The organism is Morganella morganii (genome assembly GCF_019242955.1).
Lineage (GTDB): Bacteria > Pseudomonadota > Gammaproteobacteria > Enterobacterales > Enterobacteriaceae > Morganella > Morganella sibonii.
Window position 1 is genome coordinate 3,344,475 of sequence record NZ_CP066129.1, and the last position, 20,664, is coordinate 3,365,138.

The following is a 20,664-nucleotide window of genomic DNA, read 5'->3' on the forward strand; positions in this document are numbered from 1 at the left end:
AAAATAACATAATGTTTTTATTTGTTTTTTTGCCTGTCTGATCACATTGAATTACGTTTTTAATCCGTTACACTAAGTCAAATTTTTATTTTTCATATTCTTATTTAAGATTAATCCGTATAAGGGATGATATGACAAAGCAACGTAAACTAAGGATTGCTCTGCTTATTGCTGTTGCACTATCCGGCGGGGCCTGGCTGACCTATTCAGTAACATCCGGCAGCACTCCGGCAGATAAGGGCTATGAGCTGTATTTGTCCGGGGATACTGACGGGGCATTCCGCTATTTTTCTGCAGAAGCGGAAAAAGATCCGCAGGCGGCCTATGCGCTGTCCGTGATGTATCTCAACGGCAATGGTGTTCCGGCAAATGCGTTGCTGGGTTATCAGTGGCTGGAACGTGCCGCAAAAGCCGGTAATAAAAATGCCCTGTATAACCTCGGTTATTACCGCTATCACGGTATGGCGCCTTATACCGGACAGGATCCGCATGGTATTACGTCACTGAAAGCGGCGGCACAGGCCGGTGTGCGTGAGGCTCAGGAATTACTGGGCAGCATTTATATGCTCGATAAATATGAAAATACGCCGTCAGATACAGAACAGGCACGGAAATATATGACGTCTGCCGCAGACCAGGGATCGTTTTTTGCAAAATTCGCCCTGGGTTATATCGCTTACGAATATGATAAAGATTATAAAAAAGCTGTCAGTATCCTGACGCCGTTACTCAGTGAGCAATTTATCTTTCCGGCTATGCTGCTTTCCCGGATATACGAGACCGGCGGTTACGGAATAGAAGCTGACCCCGGACAGGCAAAAAAATACCGCTATATGGCCTTTTCACAAATAAGCTCGCTCAGTGAAGAAGATTTTATGCCAAAAGCGTTATCACTCTACGGCTCGGAAACGCCGGATAAAATAACTGCCCGTCTGGCGAAACTGGAAAAAATGGCAGAAAACGGCAATATTCATGCCCGTTACGCTCTTTATGATGTCTATATGCAGGGTATGGGAGTCATCAAAAATAAAGAAAAAGCTCTCTCCTATTTGCTGCCGCTGATTGATAAAAAAGATCCGAAAGCCCTTTACACCTGGTATCTTGATACCAAAACAGAGCCGGATTATCTGAAAGCTTCTGCTGAAGCCGGATATCCTGATGCGCTTTATCTGCTTTATCAAATCCACCGCAATATCCGTTATGACGATGCATTCAATTATGACCGGGATCTCTCGGATGAATACCTGAAACGGGCAGCGGATGCCGGTCACCGGGATGCATTAATCGACATAATCCGCAATATTACAAATAGTTACCAATTTCCGGATAATGAAACTAACGCGATAGTATCCGCTTATTTAACGGTATTACTGGAAAAATATCCGAATGACGCCGAAGTGCTGATGCTGGCTTCACAGCGTTACAGTGACAAGGACGGGAATATTTATGATCCGGTTCGTGCCTTTGAGTTAAATAAAAAAGCAGCTGAATTATCAGCGCTGGCAGATTACCGGGATGAACTGGCCTATAAATACGCCATGGGATTTGGTGTTGAGCAGGATATGAAAAAGGCAGTCGGGATCTATAAATCTCTGCTGAAAAATACCGCTTATCAGGATCAGGCTTACCGCCGGTTAACCGCTCTCTATTTTTCTTTTGATACCGGCGGTGAGATTGATGAAAAAGAGATTATCGCATTCCTGAAAAAAGACATTGAAGAGAATGAAAACTACCGACAGGCACATTTTTACGCCGGTTATCTGCTGCGGGAAGATCCGGTAAAAAACCGTGAACAGGCAATGGCGCTGTATAAACAGGCCCGCGAATATACCCTGAGTTCCGATGTTCATCTGGCCAAAACACTTATTTCCCTTAACAGCGGCGATAATCAGCTGGCACTGAAGCTGATGATGGATATGCTGAAAAACAGCGATCCCCGTACTCAGCTTTCGCCGGAAGAGTGGAATGATGTGATGCAGGTTTTACTCACGACCGGAAAAGAAAACGTCCTTGCCAGACAGTATTGGGTACAGTTCGCATTGCATGATAATAATGCTGAGGCGCAAAAACAGATTGAGCCGCTGATTGGTCACGACCCCGATGTTACCTATTACTACGCGCTGCTGAAACTGGAAGAAACAGAGAAAAAACCGGATTTCACTGATGATATGCTGCGCCCGGATATTGAACTGATGCAGAAAGCGGCGGAAGCGGGTAATCAGCACGCCGGTGAATACATCGTGAACCGCCTGCAGAGCGCAGCGGGTTCCGGAACGCAGAGCAACCGGAATCAGGCCTTTTTGCGGATCACCGGACTGACGGAGCGCGATATAGTGCCGCGCCTGAAGCAATGTGCTGACACCGGAAGCCAGGCCTGTATGTATGAACTGGGTGAGATCTATTACGAAGGTAAATATGGCGAAAAAGCCAATATGGATACCTCCATTGCCTGGTATAAAAAGATCCCCGATCGCGATTACCGTTTTACAGAATCACGCCTGAAAAAAGCGGAAAACAGCAAAAAAACGCTTATTGATCTGAATGCCCTTGTACAGAAAGGGGATGCTGACGCCGCTTACGAATTAGCTTACGCATGGAAGAGCGGCGATTACGGCCTGGTACAGGACCGTGAAAAATGGCGCTATTATCTGAAAATTGCGGCCGATGGTGGTAATGGCAACGCAATTACCACACTGATTGATGACTACAAAAACGCTGACCCGCTCAGTCCGGAAGATAAAAAACGGCTTCTGTCGCTGTATGACAAACTCCCGGGAACCGGTAATAACAGCTATCTGCGCAACCTGGGTACACAGTACCTGAAAGGCAGCAGACTGGTCAGTCCGGATCGTCAGAAAGCCCGTGAATATTTTATCAAAGCCGGTGATTACGCTGAAAATGAGCTGAAGGCGATGGATAAGTTTGAAATAAACGTGAAACTGACGGATGAAAGCCCGAATGCGGCCTATGAAACCGGTTATGCCTATTTGTACGGCAACGGTACCCGGGCAGATCCGCAAAAAGCAATTTTATATCTGCAAAAAGCGTCAGATACCGGCCATGAACGTGCCACTATCCTGCTGGCAGATACGTATGCCAAAGGTGAATTCGATAAAAATACACAGCGCTGGATTATCGAACCAGACTGGGATAAAGCCATTATGCCGATGCGGGCCTACAAAGGGCGGCGTGATGTATCTGATGATATCGCATTCTACGAAGAAACGATAAAACCGGCACAGGCCGGAGACAGCCAGGCCATGCTTGCCACCGGTATGCACTATAAAAATCGCGGTAATTATGATACTGCCCGTTACTGGTTTACAAAAAGCGCGGAGAGCGGCCACCTTCCGGCATTCTGTGTTCTGGCAGATATCACGGACACCCCCGGCGATAAAATGGCGGTATTACGCCGCGGAGCTGAAAAAGGTGACAGTTGTTCGGATATACAGCTGGCTGTCATGCAGCTCAGAGAGAGCAGCCTGACACCGGATTCACCAGAGTGGTCCGGCATTATCACCCGGCTGGAAAACGGGCTGGACAACAGCGACGCTGCCGTTTCCGGTATTGCCTTTGCCACACTGGCTGATCTGTATAACGGCACGCTCCGTGATAACGAAGGTCACTACCGGTATCACGCGGATAACAAAAAATATCTCGCGTTAGCGGAACCGGCAGCAGAGAAACGGGCTGATGCGCAGAGAGCACTGTTCTATTATTACCGGCAGAATAATGACATGGATAAGGCCCTGTCTTATCTGCAAAAAGCACATGACAGCGGTGATTTTTCCGCTACAGAAATACTCGCCGGATATTATATATCGTCAGAATACTGCCGTCGTGACGATGCGGATCCCGCTAAAGCGGAACAGTATCTGAACGAATGGCTGCAAAAATCGGCACTCCCGGAAAATACAAACAACCACACAGTGATGCTGCCGGAAGCCGGGACCAAAGACATGGGCGATGCATGGCTTGAAGGCTTCTGCAACAAAGCACCGGACCCGGATAAAGCCATCGCATGGTATACCCGTTCGCTGGAATATAACGACACTCACGCCCTGAAAGGAATGTATAACGCTTATATCAGAAAAAAAGATGCCGCAGAAGTTTATTACTACGGCTCGCTTGCCGGTACCAGCACCCATGAGGGTGACAAACTGACCGGGACACTGACGGATGTAGAACGTGAAGCGGTATTGCAGCGGATTAAGAAAAAGCAGGAGTATGAACAATACGGTCGCTATGAACAGGAAATGGAAGCAAACCGGCAGAAAGCGGAAAGTGGCGATGCGCTGGCCGCATTCTCACTGGGCGTCAATTATGCCCGTGGTGAACGCGTTCCGGAAGATACGAAAAAAATGCTCTATTACTATGAACTGGCCGGTAAAAACGGCTACGCCAGAGCGTATAACGTACTGGGTAATCTCCACCGCAGACCAAATGAGCGCGGTATTCCGGTGGACGGCAAAAAAGCCCTCGCCTATTTTGATGCGGGTGCAAAACTGGGGGACAGTAATACCGCTCATCTCGCCGGTGATATGCTCTATTTCGGTCAGGCCGGGCTGGAAAAAGATTACCCGCAGGCAGCCCGTTATTATGAAATGACGTCACTCGAACAGGGCAGTCATCATGAACTGGCGAAATACAAAGTCGCATGGATTTATTATCACAAACTGGCCGGCACCGGCAGTGATGATGATCTGCGCAAAGCGCGGGACAACCTGATTCTCTCAGAAAAATACGGTAATAAAGATGCCACGAAAGCGTTAAAAGAGTGGGATTTCTCGCGTATCAGCGATAAAAAGAAATAAGCGGTTTTATTATCAGCGCCCTCCCGGAATGTGGCCTGTTCCGGGAGGGAAATTACAACTCACTTCTCCCTCACGCCCAGAATATCCACCTGAATCATCCGTGAATCTGCCCGGCCGTGGTCATCCACGGCGCGGATGCGGTAACGCCCTGCGGCTTCCGGTTTCCATTCCAGCTGACGGCGGCTGGTACTGTTGCCGAGATAAACATCACCGGCAAACCAGTAAATCACACTGCTGTCATTATCGGCGGTGGCGGTGAAAAATAGGGAGGAGGACTGGTTTTCCGTCCGCCGCAGGGTGTAGGTGGTGTTGCGCAGCGGTGCGGTAATACGCGGTGGCGTACCGCCGATCAGGCTGTTGCCGCCCTTGCAGTGTGCGGCAGACGGCGGGGTTTTCTTCGGCAGCCCGGCCATGGCAAATACCCGTGCCAGGTCAGACGGCCAGTATTCATAGATATCAATGTTGACCCGCGCGGGATCATAAGGCGGACACACCACGTCACCGGTGATTTTATCCGTCGCCACCGGCCGGTAAATGGTATCAACCGCAATCGGGGATTTACCGGGAATAAACCAGGTTTTGCCCCGCCGCTGACACCACTGCGTCGGCAGGTTACCGCTGGCCAGACAAACCTCCACCTGACGGAGATTTTCCGGTTGCGGAAAGTCCGGCTCCCTGAGCGCCGGGTACTCCGCCATAATATTATCGATAATATTAAAAAACAGCGGTGCGGCAGCTTCCGCGCCAATCAGCGCACTGTTACCCGTGCCGTCAAAATTGCCGAGCCAGACCACCAGCACATACGGTCCGGTAATGCCGCTGCTCCACGCATCACGGAATCCCCAGGACGTGCCGGTTTTCCAGTACACCGGCAGTGTCATCGGTTTTTGTGCGAGGGTGTTACCGGGACGGCGGTGCTGCCCCAGCATATCCAGGGTGATGAATGCCGCTTCATCACTCAGCAGGCGGACCGGTGCGGCAGGCGGCTCAGACTCAGTCATCCGCAGCGGGCGCAGAATGCCCCGGTTTGCGAGGATCGCATAGAGTTTTGCCAGCTCCTGCGCCGTCACTTCACCGCCGCCCAGAACCAGCGACAACCCGTAGTGTTTTTCCCCCGCCATCCCGGAAAGCCCGGCCAGACGGAGAAACTGATAGAGGTTCGGTTTGCTGAGTTTTGCCGCAATATCCACTGCCGGAATATTGCGGCTGTAATTCAGTGCCTGTGTCGCCGGCAGCGGCCCCATAAAACGCAGATCAAAGTTCTCCGGCGCATAGCTGCCGAACGAAGACGGCACATCTTTAAGAATAGTCAGCGGATGCAGCACGCCCTGCTCCAGCCCGAGGGCGTAAATAAAGGGTTTCAGCGCCGAGCCGGGAGAGCGTTTGGCGTTGGTGCCGTTCACCTGTCCGTGGATCTCCGTATTGTAATAATCCGCCGATCCCACCAGCGCCCGCACGCCCATATCACGGGTATCGACGAGGAGCACTGCCGCATTATGTAATCCCGCCTGCTGACGGCGGGAAATAAACGCAGCGACCTGTTTTTCGGCAATACGCTGAAGATTCAGATCCAGTGTGGTGATCACCGTTTGTGATTTTTCAGCACTGAACCGGTTCTGCCGCGCGATCTGTTCAATCAGATGCGGAGCGATGTAAGGCATCTGCTCCGGCTGGCGCAGCATCAGCGGCAGTTCAAACAGCGCGGCCATGTTCTCATCATCAGGATGTTCTTCCCGCCAGCGCTGCCAGAGCCGGTTACGCGCCTGCATCAGCGGCTGGCTGATATCCGCCGCTCCGGGTGACACACGATATCCCGGCGATTGCGGCAGTACCGCCAGCGTCAGCGCTTCCGGCAGCGTTAAATCCGCCGGTTTTTTATTGAAATAGATAAGCGAGGCCGCCCCGGCACTTTCAATATTCCGGCCATAGGGGGCATAGTTGAGATAGGCTTCCAGAATATCGTGTTTGGAGTAGCTCAGTTCCAGCTGTACCGCCCGCAGGATCTGTTCTGTTTTTCCCCGCAGGGTGCGGGTGTTGAGATGCCAGCGCATCCGCGCCAGTTGCATGGTGATGGTCGAACCGCCCTGAAGCCGCTCCCCGCTGATATAACTGACAAAAAAACCGCGCGTGAGACTGTACGGATTAAACCCGGGATGCAGATAAAACCAGCGATCCTCATAACGCAGCGTGCCTTGTGTCAGCAGCGGTGACATCTCTTCCAGCGGCGTCCACAACCGGTAACGGTCGTCATTTGCCAGTGTCAGGCGCAGCAGTGTGCCGTTGCGGTCATAATAAGCGACCGACAACGGCAGTCCCTCCGAGAGCGGCGGATGCGGCCAGAGGCGGAATCCGATAAGAAACAGTGCCAGCAGGATAACCACTGCCGCCAGGTTCTGTATAACACGCCGGATACCGCTCATTCTGACCTGTACCGCCTGTGCATTCAGGGTTTGTCACCGGCAGGCGGCAGAACCGTAAATACCCCGGCTGCCGCAGACTGCGCCTGAATCTCCCGGTCATACATAGCTTCGCCAAAGGCCGGAGGAATGATAAAGCGCCCTGTATTCACCGGTTTTATCTGATAGATAAATTCCTGTATCTCCGCCGCGGCACTGCCGTAGATCAGCACTCTGTCCTCGCGGGCATCACTGAAGTCCGGCACCCAGCGGCGGCCGGTGCTGAACGGAAGTTGTGACAGTTGCAGACTGTCCGCCGCTTCCGGGTCCTGACGCACCACTTCAAACCCGCCCGGCAGCAGATCCGCCACCACAATATTATTCAGCCCCTGTTTTGCATTGGCGCGGATATGCAGGCGGACATAGACTTTTTCGCCCTGTGCGGCACTGTTTATCACCTCACCTTTTTCATTCAGGTAATCGCGGCTGATTTCCAGCCCTTTCGCCACCGCGGCTTCCGGCGGTGTGCGGTCAAAACCGGATTCTGTCACCACATACCAGGCTGGGTTATCCGACGGATTATCAAAGCGGATTTCACTGACACCGTCACTGAATTGTCCGGTGGCAGTGGCATTTTTCATCACCGAAATCACTTCAGGCGCTTCTTTGCCTTTCAGAACACTGACAGAAAGCTCACCGGCATCCGCCCCGCTTTGCTGCATATAGCGGCTGTAATGTTCCATTGCCAGAATACTCATGGCTGCTGAATAGGTGGTGTAACGTTCCTCTTTAAAGCGCAGCACCATGTTTTCCAGCAGTTGCGGCGGGATAGCAGACACTTTTTCCGGGAAATGACGGACAATCAGGTAGAGCCGTGTGCTGTCCTGCACCAGCGGATCGAGATAGCTCCGTGTCCACCATGCTTTGTTGTAAGCCGTGTTCAGGGCTTTCCACGTTGGCGCCAGCATCATATCCGCCTGTTTATCCATCTTCAGCATTTTGTAGGATGCCGCAAGATACAGCGCGCCCGGATCATCCTGCCAGGAATCCGGATAACTGCTCTGCATCCGTGTCTGTACTTCAGCCAGCAGCCCGGTGGTGACTTCTCCCTGACGGGTCAGCAGGTAGACAGCAAAGGCACGCATCCTCAGGTCATCCTGCGTATTCAGCATCGGGTTCGCCGCCAGTTTTTTCAGGTAAATATTGGCAGATGCGAGCAGTGATTCCTGTACCGGATAACCGGCCTCCTGTGCTTCCAGCAGGAACTGCACCACATACAGTGTGACAAACGGGTCGGTTTCCGGCCCGGCCTGCCATGCACCGATGCCACCCTGCCCGTTCTGCCGTGTCAGTAGTGTGGTCATGGTTTGTTGCAGTTGCTGACGGATCTCCGCCTGTGACTGCAATGCGCTGAGTTCAGGATGACGCTGGCGGAACAGCAGCGGAACGGCGCGGCTGGTGATCTGTTCCGAGCAGTTGTACGGATAGTTATCCAGATACTGCGACAGTGCGTCACTCATCACCATCGGAGAGTAAGAGACACGGGCATCCCGTTTGGCATAGTTATCAAACATCTGCCGCAGGGCAGTTACGCGCTGCTGTTTACCGTCCATCCGTCCGAGGGATGAGCGGGTACGGTAAGCTGACGCCGGACGAACCGACAGATTCTGCGTGCGGACAGCCGATTTATCCCCCGAGGTGACACGGAAAGTGATATCCGCCGTGCCCGGCAGCGCATTGGCTTTCAGACGGAACGACAGCACCGTCTCTTTCTTCTCACCAAGCGTAATCTGCTCACGGTTGCTGCCGGTAATTTCCAGTGCCGGGCCAGCGCTGACAGTGACATCCAGCGGCATCGCTTCACCGTTCAGTCCGGTCAGGTTATTGGCGATACCGAGTGAGACATCAAACTCATCTCCCGGCGAAACCATAGCCGGAATATTCGGTGTCAGTACAAAGTCATCCCGCACGGTTGTGCTGCTCTGCGTGTGGCCGATGCGGTCAGGTGAAACCGATACTGCCATCACGCGGATCTTACCGTTGAAATAATCCGGCACCTGATAATTAAAGACCGCGTCACCATCAACGGCGGTGATCCCCGACCAGTACGCCACCGGCTCATCCCGCTTGCGTTTGAACGGATTAAGATGCAGATCGATTCCCTCTCCGGCATCCCCGCCCGGTGCGGCGGTCAGCGCCATCATCTTGCTGAACTCCGGCAGGATCAGATCGAGGATCTGGGTGCTTTTCACTTCCAGCGCCCGTTTGCGGAAGAAATAATCCAGCGGATCTTTCAGGCGGTAACGCGCCACCTGCAGGATGCCCTCATCGACCGCAAAGACGACCACATTCTGCGGTGAGGCAGTTTTTACATGAACCGCCAGGTTTTCGCCCGGTTTCATGACATCCGGTGATGTCAGCGAGATCCCCGCGTTAAATGCCTCATGGCTGACGCGGAACGGCTGCACGCCGAAACTCAGCGGGCTCATAAAGATTTCATCGGAGTTGATATCACGGACAAACTGCACATTCACATAGCCGTTGCCGGTCAGTTCTGCCGGTACGCGGATTTTCTGCACCGAGTTGGTGGTATCCGCACGGAACCACACCCACTGATACACTTTGTCGCGCTCAATAGTGATAATGCCGCTGCCGGTGTATGGCGCATTGACAGCAATTTCAATCTCTTCGCCCGGTTTGTATTCTTCTTTATCCAGTGTCAGCTGCAATTCTGCATTGCGATCCAGCGAGCGGGTAATATTTGCGTTACCGGCCACGGTATAGTCTGTTCTGTTCAGCACAACACCGTCCGCGTCTTCCACCTGTAAGATAAAATGACCGGGTTTCGAGGTATTCAGCGTGAGATCCGTTCCGGTACTGCTGATAGTCAGCGGCTGCTCATCAATCCGGGTTTCTTTCAGTTTTGACTGATATTTAAAGATACCTGACGGCTGGCGCATCAGCACCGAAATGTACTTCCGCTCCAGAAGCACCTGTTTCAGATTGGTTTTCTCAATCCGGGTCAATGACGGATCCACCGCAATCAGATTCAGCATCCGGAGTGCATCTTTACTGATGTAACCGGTATCACCATCCGCTTTGACGCCCACCAGTGAATCATGCGGAGAAACCAGCACCCGCGCCGCTGCGGTGACCGAACGCCCGCTTCCCGGTTCAAAGGCTTCAGTGAACAACTGTAACTGATAGGTCGCTTCCGCGTAGTTTTCCAGCCCTAATGCCAGCGGTGCAGCGCCATTTTCATCGCTGGTACGCTCTTCAAGCTGCGTTTCGAAGTTATCCGTACTGCGGCTGTCTTCATAGAAACGGTAATCCGGATACTGCGTGAAGGACGGATAAACCGGCCGCATGGTCATTTTTGTGGCGATACGGCGGTTCTGTGCCGGGGTGCCGAACAGGTTCTGCACATCAACCGCTGCCTGCAATTCATCCGGTTTTACCCAACCCTGCTGACGATCCGGTGCCAGTTTCAGTGCCACTTTCATGGTGTCCGGTTCAAACTCTTTCACCACGACTGTCGTAGTGCCGAGCAGGCGCAGATCATTCTCATCTTTGCCCTCCAGGTAGAGATAGATATTCCAGTCGCCGGTCGGGGCGTTTTCCGGTGTGGTATAGCTCAGTTCACTGAAACCGGTGGTATCCAGCGTGATCTTCTGTGAATGCATCAGCGTGTCGCGCGGGTCGCGGATCTCCGCCCGCAGCGGGATACCGGTCAGCGGGGTTTTCCAGTCATAGGTACGGGTGATAAGCCCGGTATGAAAGGTTTCCCCCGGCCGGTAAATACCGCGATCTGAGAAGAGATAGCTGCTGAGAGTGCGCGGATCTTCCGGTGTTTCATCGCCGTACACATCAAAGCGCGAGAAGTCCGGCTGGCGGTCATACCAGGCATTGACCGGCAGGAAGGAGACATCCCCCTCTTTTTCGGCCAGGAACATCACCGCCATCTGCTCATTACGGAAATCATGCAGGGGCGGGAACGCGGCGTGACCGTCACTGCCGGTGACACGGCTCAGCAGTGTGGTGCCGTTTTTGGCCACCACCGAGATTTTCGCTCCGCTCACCGGTTCGCCGGTATACACGGACTGTACAAAGACATCACGCGAGCCGTCACGGGATGATTTTGCGATAATCCCCATATCGGTGACCACCACAAAGCGCGAGTCGAGAACCGTATCCCCTTCGTACTCTTCATCCCCCTCGTCATACCCTTCCGTCTCCGGGGTTTCCGCCGGTTTAGCCGGGTCCCACGCCCGCAGGCTCAGCAGGAATATACCGCGTTTTGCGGACGGATCAGCAGAGAGGTATTTGCTCAGGTCGATACCTTTGTACTGAATATCGCCGGGAGCGGCGGCAGACAGCGCCGTCTGATAAGTAAAGTGCTCCGTGAAATATTCATCACTCAGGCGGTTAAAATCCGTTGAGGTAAAGTTTTTATCCTTAAAGGAGACGATATGCTGTAACTGGCCGGGGATCACCCGCTTCACATCCAGTTGCAGGCCCGGGAAGTTACGTGCCGCGACGGTGATCTGTTTTTCACCTTTCATCGACAACAGCGCCCCATCTGACATAAAACGCAGTGTTTTCGGGTAATCCGGGACACGCACCGGCAGATAACGTGATGTTTTCAGGTAATAGCCGCCTGCCGAACTCATGCCGCCGGTGATTTCAACCAGAAGCCAGCGGTTGGCCGGTGCCTGATAACTGAAGCTGAATGCCGCCTGGTTTTCCTGCTCATTATCATCCGGGATCAGTGACACCGGCTGTGATAATGCCAGGACTTTGTCGCTGATATCATCTGATTTCCAGTCGTCGTAAATCCCCTCAGAATGATAATCAGGGTGTTTTTCCGGCAGCAACCGGGCGCGGACCGCTTTTCCGGCCTGTTTTTCATTTACAGGGTCAGAGAATGACACAATCAGAACACGGCGATCTTTTCCGTCCTCTGATTCCGCCAGCTGACTTTCAATACCGGTAACATCCAGGCTGTAGCGGTTTGGTACGATCACCCGGAAAGTTTCATCTTTCGCCGTAGTATTGGCCGGAACCGCCGCACCAACACCGGCTCTGACTGTCAGCAGCACTTCACTGTCAGTATCATTGAGAGCCAGCTGCCCGGAGTGAATCCAGGCTTTGAGTTTTTTATCATCATAACTGACGGTGTATGGCACCGGCTTTCCGTCACGGGTCAGGGACAGGCGCGATTCCATATTTTTGACATCTGCCGGCGCATTAAATGTCAGGCCGATAATGGCGTGTTTTTTCATCGGATCCTGCGGGTCCTGATAAAATTCCGCCTGACCGCCGCGATAATAGAATTCAGGTGTGGTAAAGGTTTTTTGTTTCTCTGTTAACGCCACCTGCGGTGCCAGCAGGGTTTTGGTATCCATATCGACGGTGTAGGTTTTGCCCATCGGGAAGATTTTTTTCGCCGTGAATACCAGAGTACGATCATTGCGCCAGCGCCATTCTCCGTCCATTGCCGGTGTGAGGGTAATCCCCGTCGTCACCGGCTTGCCGATCAGCGTTACCGGCGCGGCAGAGCGGGAGAATCTCACCGTCACAATCTGCGGTGAATTATCATCACGGTTATAATTGACCGCCGAAGGACGTGTCACCGAGGCGGAAATATCCTGTACCACCAGCGGTGCGACATCCACCGGCTTTGGCTTATTCTGATACCAGTGCCAGGTGTAATAGCTGCCGGCAGCCGCTGCGGCGATCAGCAGTAATAACGCAAAAATGGTTTTCGGATAGCGGTTTGCCCCCTGCTCCAGCCGGGTAAGCTGATTCCCTGCAAACGTCACCCAGCCCGGCACCGCCCAGCGGATACGTCCGGTAAACGGGCGCAGCAGAAAACCCAGCAGTGTAAAGAGAGAAACAAGAACACGTGCCGCCAGACGCAGCACGATAAAAGGTAAGCGGAGGATAAAACGCAAAACGTCCATGACAACATTTTCCTCTGTGTGTTGAACCTGACATCAGTTTGACGCAGCACACAGTGAAATCCGGTCCGGCCGGAAGCTGTCAGTGCCCGATACTCTCATCCTCCATAAAACAGCCCATAAAGCAAATTATTGCATAAGGAATAATCTTAAAGTACGGCCCCTGCGTGTCCGCTGAGGCCGCAGCACCGGAAAAATTATTCCAGCGCACTCAAAATAGCCTGTGCGGCTTTGACTCTTTCGGTATTCGGGTAGTTTTTATTTGCCAGAATCACAATCGCCACCTGTTTTTCCGGAATAAAGGCCACATAAGCACCGAAACCGGTTGTTGCCCCTGTTTTATGTACCCAGGAAGCGCGGTTATACGGCTGAACCTGATTATCCGTTACCGGATGCGGCTGCAATGCCACTTCATTGGTCACGCCGTTAATGATCATGTCTTTCTGCTGCGGCCAGTCATACATCTCCCAGCCCAGTCCCTGGTTGATTGCCGCCGTTTTATAGTAACGGGTCTGTGCGAGATACATCGCCATTTCCAGATCCGCATTGCCCGCCCGTGACGGCGACATATTGATTTCTGCCCAGCGCAGCATATCTTTTGAGGCGGATTTTACCCCGTAAGACTCCGCATCGAGCGGTCCCCCTGTCACCCGTACCGGCTGATTGTTTTTATAACCGTATGCATACTGACTTTGTGCACTTTCCGGTACAGTAATAAAGGTATGTGATAACCCCAGCGGCGCCAGGATACGTGCGGTCAGCAGCTGCTCATAAGGCATTCCCGCCGCTGTCGCGGTCAGCGCGCCGAACAGGCCGATACTGCTGTTCGCATACAGACGCATCTTTCCCGGTTGCCATGACGGCTGCCACTGCTGATAGAAATGCAGCAGATCCTCACTGCTTTTCACCGCTTCCGGCACCTGTAACGGCAGCCCGCCTGCGGTATAGGTGGCCAGATCCAGTAAGGTGATCCCTTTCCACTGCGGCTGTGTCAGTTCAGGCTGGTATTTGACTGCCGGGTCATTCAGCGACGTCTCTTTTTTCGCCACGGAAACCGCACCCAGCACACCTGTGAAAGTTTTACTTACAGATCCGAGTTCAAATAGTGTATTTTCAGTGACCGGCTGTTTTGCCTGCACATCCGCAAAACCATAGTTGAAGTAATACGGTTTTCCCTTTACGGAGACAGCAACTGCCATCCCGGGGATATCCTGCTGTGCCATCAGCGGTTTAATGGTGCTGTCGACGACTGCCGCGACATTATCAGCGGCAGAGAACCCCGGGGCAGAAAAGGCCAGCAGGGCGGAAACCAGTGTTGCAGATAAAGATTTTGTCATCAGAATTAACCTTCCGTGTGTGGGTAACGGCGGCAAGTATCGTCAGATTCGCGGAGCAGAACAAACGGTTAATTATAACAAGAGCCTAAAGAAAAACTTACAGGTGAATTATGGTCAGACGCTATCTCCCCCTTAACCCGCTGCGTGCCTTTGAGGCCGCCGCCCGTCATCTCAGCTTTACCCGTGCGGCCATTGAGCTGAACGTCACCCATGCCGCGGTCAGCCAGCAGGTTAAAGTGCTGGAGGAGCAGCTGGGTTGCGCACTGTTTACCCGCGTATCCCGCGGGCTGGTGCTGACTCATGAGGGCGAGGGATTACTGCCGGTGCTCAATGAGGCATTTGACCGGATTGCGGATACCCTGGAGTGTTTCTCTCACGGACAGTTCCGTGAGCGGGTAAACGTGGGGGTGGTCGGGACATTTGCCGCAGGCTGGCTGCTGCCGCGTCTGGCCGGATTTTATGACAGCCATCCGCATATTGATCTGCATATCTCGACACATAATAACCATGTGGACCCGGCAGCCGAGGGGCATGATTATACTATCCGCTTCGGTAACGGTGCGTGGCATGAATCGGATGCGGAACTGATTTTCAGTGCACCGCACTCTCCTATGTGCTCACCGGCTGTGGCAGAACAGTTACAGCAGCCGGATGATGTCCATCGTTTTACGCTGCTGCGCTCGTTCCGCCGGGATGAATGGAGCCGCTGGCTGGCCTGTGCGGGCGGTACTCCGCCCTCCCCGTCACAACCGGTGATGGTGTTTGATACCTCACTGGCGATGGCGGAAGCCGCGCAGCTGGGGGTCGGGGTCGCGATTGCACCGGTAAGCATGTTCAGCCGCCTGTTGCAGTCGGGCGCCCTGATTCAGCCGTTTACTGCGGAGATCACCCTCGGCGGCTACTGGCTGACCCGGTTACAGTCCCGCACGGAAACCCCGGCCATGCAGCAGTTTGCCCGCTGGCTGCTGAATGCAGCGGCAGAGTGATACTCACTCACCTTCCAGGCTTTTTACCCGCAGAGCGTCCCCCTCACTGATGCGCAGCCGTTCGCTGCCGCAGTGCGGACAGCACCCGGCGTGCTGCATGATTTCGGCCTCACGGCTGCAATCCCAGCACCAGGCCTGCGCCGGGATAACATCAATATGCAGTGTGCAGCCCTGAGCTACGGTATCGCGGCAGGCGATATCAAAACTGAAATGCAGTGCGCTCTCTTCCACATCCGCCAGAGCACCGACTTCCAGCCAGACATCCGTCACCCGCGTGATACCGTGCCGCGCGGCCTGTTCGCGGATAATATCCGCCGCACTCATACACAGGGACAACTCATGCATACCGGGGCACCCGTTTACCGGTGAACAGTGCTCTCCGCCCGGCCATTGCCGGTACATCCGGGTCCGTGACCGGCAGCGAGAGCAGCATCCGCGCGCAGTCATCCGCCAGCCGTAATCCCTCCTGCGGTAAGAGCGTATGCGGCAGCGGCGACAACAGCGAACACGCCAGATACTGAGATACGCCCTCCAGCTCACCGACAGTGAATGTCATGGTGCCGTACGGCAGCCGCAGGCCGATTTTTTCACTGACTTTGCGCTGCGGCCAGAGCTGATCCGGCCCCGGAAAAATCACCGCGCTGCACATCCACGGCGTGATCACACAGCCCGTCCACTGCCCTTCAAACAATGTCAGTTCCGTCACATACACCGGCACCGACGGATGCAGAAAAGGAAGGTCGTGCATGGTATCTGCAGCAATCCGTTCAAACGCAGCGCGGATCTGCTCTGCCGGACTGTGCATAAACCCCTGAATCTCCTCAGACATGCGCGGCCTCCTTTTTCACGGCCTCAACACCCGATTCGCGGAGTATCGCCAGCACCTGCTGTAATGCCGGTTCAACCACCGTTTCCAGCAGCGGGGTCATGCCGATCCCCGGCTCCAGCGACGCCGGAACCACGCCCACCAGCGTCAGTTTAGCGGGAAATTCCCCGGTAAAACGCAGTGCGGACAGGACATCAGACAATCCCAGCTGATGCGGGGAGATTTTATTGGTGAACAACGCCGGAACCTCTTCATCCCGCAGAATCCGGATCGTGCCCGGCGCACTTTTCGTTGTCACAATCGCATCGGTGATAATCAGATGATCCCGCCCGGCCATGCTGCCGAGCAGTTCCATCCCCGCCGTGCCGCCGTCCATCACATCCACATAGTCCGGCAGGATATAGCGATCCGCCAGCGCTTGCGCGATATGCACGCCGATGGCCTCGTCAGTCAGCAGAATATTGCCGGTACCTAATACCAGTATCCGCATCACAGCACCTTCACTGATACCGTTTCACGGCCATCAATATCAACAATATGAACCGCACATGCCATACACGGGTCGAATGAATGGATAGTGCGCACTACTTCCAGCGGTTTTTCCGGATCGGCAATTTTCAGCCCGACCAGCGACTGCTCATACGGCCCCGCCACATTATCGTGATTGCGCGGCCCGCAGTTCCAGGTGGACGGTACCACCGCCTGATAGTTTTCAATCACACCGTCTTTGATAACCACCCAGTGCGATAACATACCGCGCGGTGCTTCCAGGAAACCCACGCCTTTTATCACGCCGGTGGCCGGGAATTCCGGCTTCACATACGTGATGTGATCGCCGGTGCCGATATTGGCGATCAGCGCAGCATACTGATGCTGCAACACCGCCTGTAACTCACAGCAGTGCACCGTACGGCCGATAATCCGGCCGAGCGTGGAATGCAGCTGTCTGACTTCCAGCGGATTACCGGTCAGCGTCTGATAAACCGCAATAATTTCATTCAGTTTTTCAGCTGTACCGGGGTGTTTCGCCGCCAGTTTGCAGAACATATTGGCCAGCGGCCCGACCTCCACGGTTTTGCCGTACAACGTCGGCGATTTCACCCACGAGTATTTGCCGTCCGGGTCCCAGCCGGTGTATTTCGGCTCGGTTGTGCCTTCCCAAGGTTTCTGCGGCGCTTCGTCCTGATACCAGGAGTGCGGAGAGCTTTCCTGAATACCGTCCAGCAGGAAAGGATCGGTCTGAGAATCTATCGGGCGGAACGTCGTTAAATCGGAATCCTCAATGTAGCCGCCCGGGAACAGGAAACTGCCGTTTTTGCCGTCCGTCGGAAACTCCGGGGTACTCAGGTAGTTCACCGCGCCCTGCCCGGTTTCAAACCACTGCGGGTAAAACGCAGCAATCACCGCGGTATCAATCTTATAAACCTGTTCAACAAAATCATTCAGCTTGTCGATAAATGATTTGATATACATCAGACGTTCCAGGTTCAGCACACCGATACCGTCGAGATTAATCGGGTTCGCAACCCCACCGACCGCCAGGTTTTGGATATGCGGCGTTTTTCCGCCCAGCAGCGCCACGATACGGTTGGCATCGCGCTGGCATTCAAGCGCCTGCAAATAGTGCGCGACCGCAATCAGGTTCACTTCCGGCGGCAACTGCATCGCCGGATGTCCCCAGTAGCCGTTGGCAAAAATCCCCAGCTGGCCGCTCTCCACCAGTGCTTTGATTTTATCCTGTACCTTGATGAATTCCTGCGTGCTGTTCAGCGGCCAGTCAGACACACCGTTCAGCATGGCAGAGGCTTTTGCCGGGTCCGCGTTCAGCGCGGAGGTAATATCCACCCAGTCCAGCGCGGAAAGCTGATAAAAATGGACGATATGGTCATGGGTGGTGTGCGCCGCCAGAATGATATTGCGGATATACTGCGCATTCACCGGCACATCCAGATTCAGGGCGTTTTCCACGGCGCGTACTGATGCCAGGGCATGTGTGGTGGTACAGACGCCGCAGATACGCTGGAGGATCATCCACGCATCGCGCGGGTCCTTACCTTTGACAATTTTTTCCATTCCGCGCCACATCGTGCCTGACGCCCAGGCTTTGGTCACCACACCATCATCAATTTCACAGTCGATGCGTAAATGTCCTTCGATACGGGTAACCGGATCAATCGTAATTCTCTGGCTCATGACTTGCTTGCCTCATGATAAGGGTGAGCTGCGGTTTTATTGACTGCAGGGAGTATCGGTAACAGGCGGATCAGGAAAAGGTAAGCGCAGATCTCAACAGCCACGAAACCAATGGAAATTAACAGTTCTTCTGCTGACGGGAAGTAGTGATAGCCATTGCCCGGATCAAACGCCAGCAATGAATAGGCGAGACGCCAGGCCGCACAGCCGAGCAGCATACTCACCGCACCAGTGTAGAGCAGACGGGAATCGCGGCGGAACGCCGGGATACTGAAGACCGCCAGTGCAAACACCATCAGCAGGATCTCACACCAGAACAGGACGGCGTAGTAATCCCCGGCGAAAGCAAGCCCGAGCTTACCGCGGTAAATCAGTTCCCCGAAGCGCAGGATCAGAAACAGCGCCATCAGCACACTGACGGTCAGTGCCAGTTTACCAAACAGGCGTTTTTCATCCGGACCGTTGCCTTTCAGGCCGCTCTGTACCAGCGAGCCCTCAAAGACCACAATGGAGAATCCCATAATAAAGGCGGTGAGCAGGGAGAACAGCGGCAGCATTTCATAGCTTTGCCACAGCGGATAGACCTTGTGACCGGCTGCAATCATCAGTGACCCCATCGAGGACTGATGCATCGCCGGTAACAGCGCACCGAGCGCTATCACAAAAAACATGATTTTGTTCAGCCGTTTAAGCGAGACTTTCCAGCCCATACGCTCACAGAATGCCGGTGCCAGTTCCAGCGCCATCACGCCGATATAAATCGTCATACAGACCGCCGTTTCCAGCAGAACAGAGTTGACGTTAAAAATCCCCGGAATAAAAAAGTTCGGCATATTCCAGTAACGGCCGAGGTCGATGGTGATAGATAATCCGCCCAGTGAATATCCCAGCAGGCTCGCCAGCAGTGCCGGACGTACCAGCGGGTGGTATTCCCCTTTGTTAAATACATACACCGCCCACGCCAGTGCCCAGCCGCCACAGGCAAAACCGGTGCCGATCAGCAGGTCAAAGGCAATCCAGATCCCCCAGGGGTAGCCGCCGTTCAGATCAGAGACAGACCCCAGTCCGAAAATCAGACGTTTGACGATAAGCAGCACACAGAGGATAACAAGCGGTCCGAAAATGATGATCGGCTTACTGAATAATTTTCCGCCGAGGGGTTTGGGATCATGATTCATGATCATCACCTCCGTCGTGAGTGTCATTTTTACTGTTGCGGCGCACCAGCACGGTAAGCCCGGCCAGTACTGCCAGCGGCAGGATCATCCCTTTGTACAAGGTGTGCTGGATGTTTTCAGAGCGGGCCCCGGTGGAGAGTTCAGCCAGTTCCGGCAGTTGCAGATTTTGGTACGGCACGCCGGTCAGCACCATCACCTGCGTTCCGCCGCCCTCTTTTTCACCATACAGATGCGGGTAATAAGACGGTACGGGATGTTTATAGTTATCACCGGTTTTCAGTGTCTGGCGCGGATAGGCATATTCTTCGCCGGCTTTCAGCCCGAGGCGTTTTTTTGCCTCACTCATCAGATCTTCACGGGAGCCGAAGATGATAGCGCCGGTCGGACAAACCTCCACACAGCCGGGCAAACCGCCTTTATCGAGCAGTTCAACGCCTTTCTGGTTACAGAGTTCGCATTTGCTGATCGCACCGAACGGGTTGTTATAGTCATATTTCGGCACGTCATACGGGCAGCCCACCATGCAGTAACGGCAGCCGGTACAGATATCCTTGTCATAATGCACAATACCGGTCACCGGATGCTTTTTCAGCGCGCCGACCGGGCAGACAGAGACACAGTTCGGATCAACACAATGCATACATTGCTTTTTGATATAGGCGTAGCCGTCTTTTTCCTGATCTTTGTGTTCACCGCTGCCGCTCGTCCACACCTGGATAATGTTATTGGTGTACGGGGATAATTTGTCATTGTTGGACCAGGTCTGCGCGCCCTCCGGATTACGGACGGGGAAGTTGATATCCTGACATTTGGTCACACACGCCTGACAGCCGATACACAGAGTGGAGTCATACAGCATGCCCGATGCACCGGGGATCGGCGGACGGTTTTCCGCCGCCGCCCGGCTCACAGATGTATTACCTAACAGCAGTGCCCCGCCGGACGCCGCTTTAATAAAGTCACGCCTGTTCACA

Annotated in this window: 11 protein-coding genes; 2 read left to right on the forward strand and 9 right to left on the reverse strand. The window is 53.8% G+C overall.

Features of this window, described 5'->3' with window-relative positions:
• The first annotated feature begins 131 nt into the window (after positions 1–131).
• A complete protein-coding gene (locus JC793_RS15810) occupies positions 132–4,814 on the forward strand; it encodes a tetratricopeptide repeat protein (RefSeq protein ID WP_218426626.1) in 4,683 nt (1,560 codons plus the stop codon).
• Positions 4,815–4,873: 59 nt separating this feature from the next.
• Here JC793_RS15810 and pbpC read toward each other — a convergent pair whose 3' ends face one another.
• From pbpC to blaDHA, 3 genes are all read right to left on the reverse strand, one after another.
• Positions 4,874–7,234 (reverse strand): penicillin-binding protein 1C, encoded by a 2,361-nt coding sequence (gene pbpC / locus JC793_RS15815; RefSeq protein ID WP_218426628.1) that lies wholly within the window; start codon positions 7,232–7,234, stop codon positions 4,874–4,876.
• A gap of 23 nt (positions 7,235–7,257) precedes the next feature.
• Positions 7,258–13,173 (reverse strand): alpha-2-macroglobulin, encoded by a 5,916-nt coding sequence (locus JC793_RS15820; RefSeq protein ID WP_218426630.1) that lies wholly within the window; start codon positions 13,171–13,173, stop codon positions 7,258–7,260.
• A gap of 194 nt (positions 13,174–13,367) precedes the next feature.
• Positions 13,368–14,507, reverse strand: coding sequence for a DHA family class C beta-lactamase (gene blaDHA / locus JC793_RS15825; protein WP_046892959.1), 1,140 nt, complete (start codon positions 14,505–14,507; stop codon positions 13,368–13,370).
• Positions 14,508–14,617: 110 nt separating this feature from the next.
• Here blaDHA and ampR point away from each other — a divergent pair, with 110 nt between their 5' ends.
• Complete coding sequence (ampR, locus tag JC793_RS15830; RefSeq protein ID WP_166708510.1) at positions 14,618–15,493, forward strand: LysR family transcriptional regulator AmpR; 876 nt, start codon at positions 14,618–14,620, stop codon at positions 15,491–15,493.
• A 3-nt stretch (positions 15,494–15,496) separates the two neighbouring features.
• On the opposite strand, the gene hypA is transcribed toward ampR, so the two are convergent.
• The 6 genes from hypA to hybA are packed head-to-tail and all read right to left on the reverse strand — an operon-like array spanning position 15,497 to position 20,663.
• Complete coding sequence (gene hypA, locus JC793_RS15835; RefSeq protein ID WP_052926597.1) at positions 15,497–15,838, reverse strand: hydrogenase maturation nickel metallochaperone HypA; 342 nt, start codon at positions 15,836–15,838, stop codon at positions 15,497–15,499.
• The gene (gene hybE / locus JC793_RS15840) at positions 15,831–16,322 is read right to left on the reverse strand and encodes a hydrogenase-2 assembly chaperone (protein WP_218426632.1); all 492 of its coding nucleotides are present in this window, start codon (positions 16,320–16,322) and stop codon (positions 15,831–15,833) included. The genes hypA and hybE overlap by 8 nt, the downstream gene beginning before the upstream one ends.
• Positions 16,315–16,809 (reverse strand): HyaD/HybD family hydrogenase maturation endopeptidase, encoded by a 495-nt coding sequence (locus tag JC793_RS15845; protein ID WP_218426634.1) that lies wholly within the window; start codon positions 16,807–16,809, stop codon positions 16,315–16,317. Before JC793_RS15845 ends, hybE begins: the two co-directional genes overlap by 8 nt.
• Complete coding sequence (gene hybC / locus JC793_RS15850; RefSeq protein ID WP_218426636.1) at positions 16,809–18,512, reverse strand: hydrogenase 2 large subunit; 1,704 nt, start codon at positions 18,510–18,512, stop codon at positions 16,809–16,811. The genes JC793_RS15845 and hybC overlap by 1 nt, the downstream gene beginning before the upstream one ends.
• Complete coding sequence (gene hybB, locus JC793_RS15855; protein ID WP_166708515.1) at positions 18,509–19,690, reverse strand: Ni/Fe-hydrogenase cytochrome b subunit; 1,182 nt, start codon at positions 19,688–19,690, stop codon at positions 18,509–18,511. The genes hybC and hybB overlap by 4 nt, the downstream gene beginning before the upstream one ends.
• Complete coding sequence (gene hybA, locus JC793_RS15860; RefSeq protein ID WP_218426639.1) at positions 19,680–20,663, reverse strand: hydrogenase 2 operon protein HybA; 984 nt, start codon at positions 20,661–20,663, stop codon at positions 19,680–19,682. Before hybA ends, hybB begins: the two co-directional genes overlap by 11 nt.
• Position 20,664: the final 1 nt, after the last annotated feature.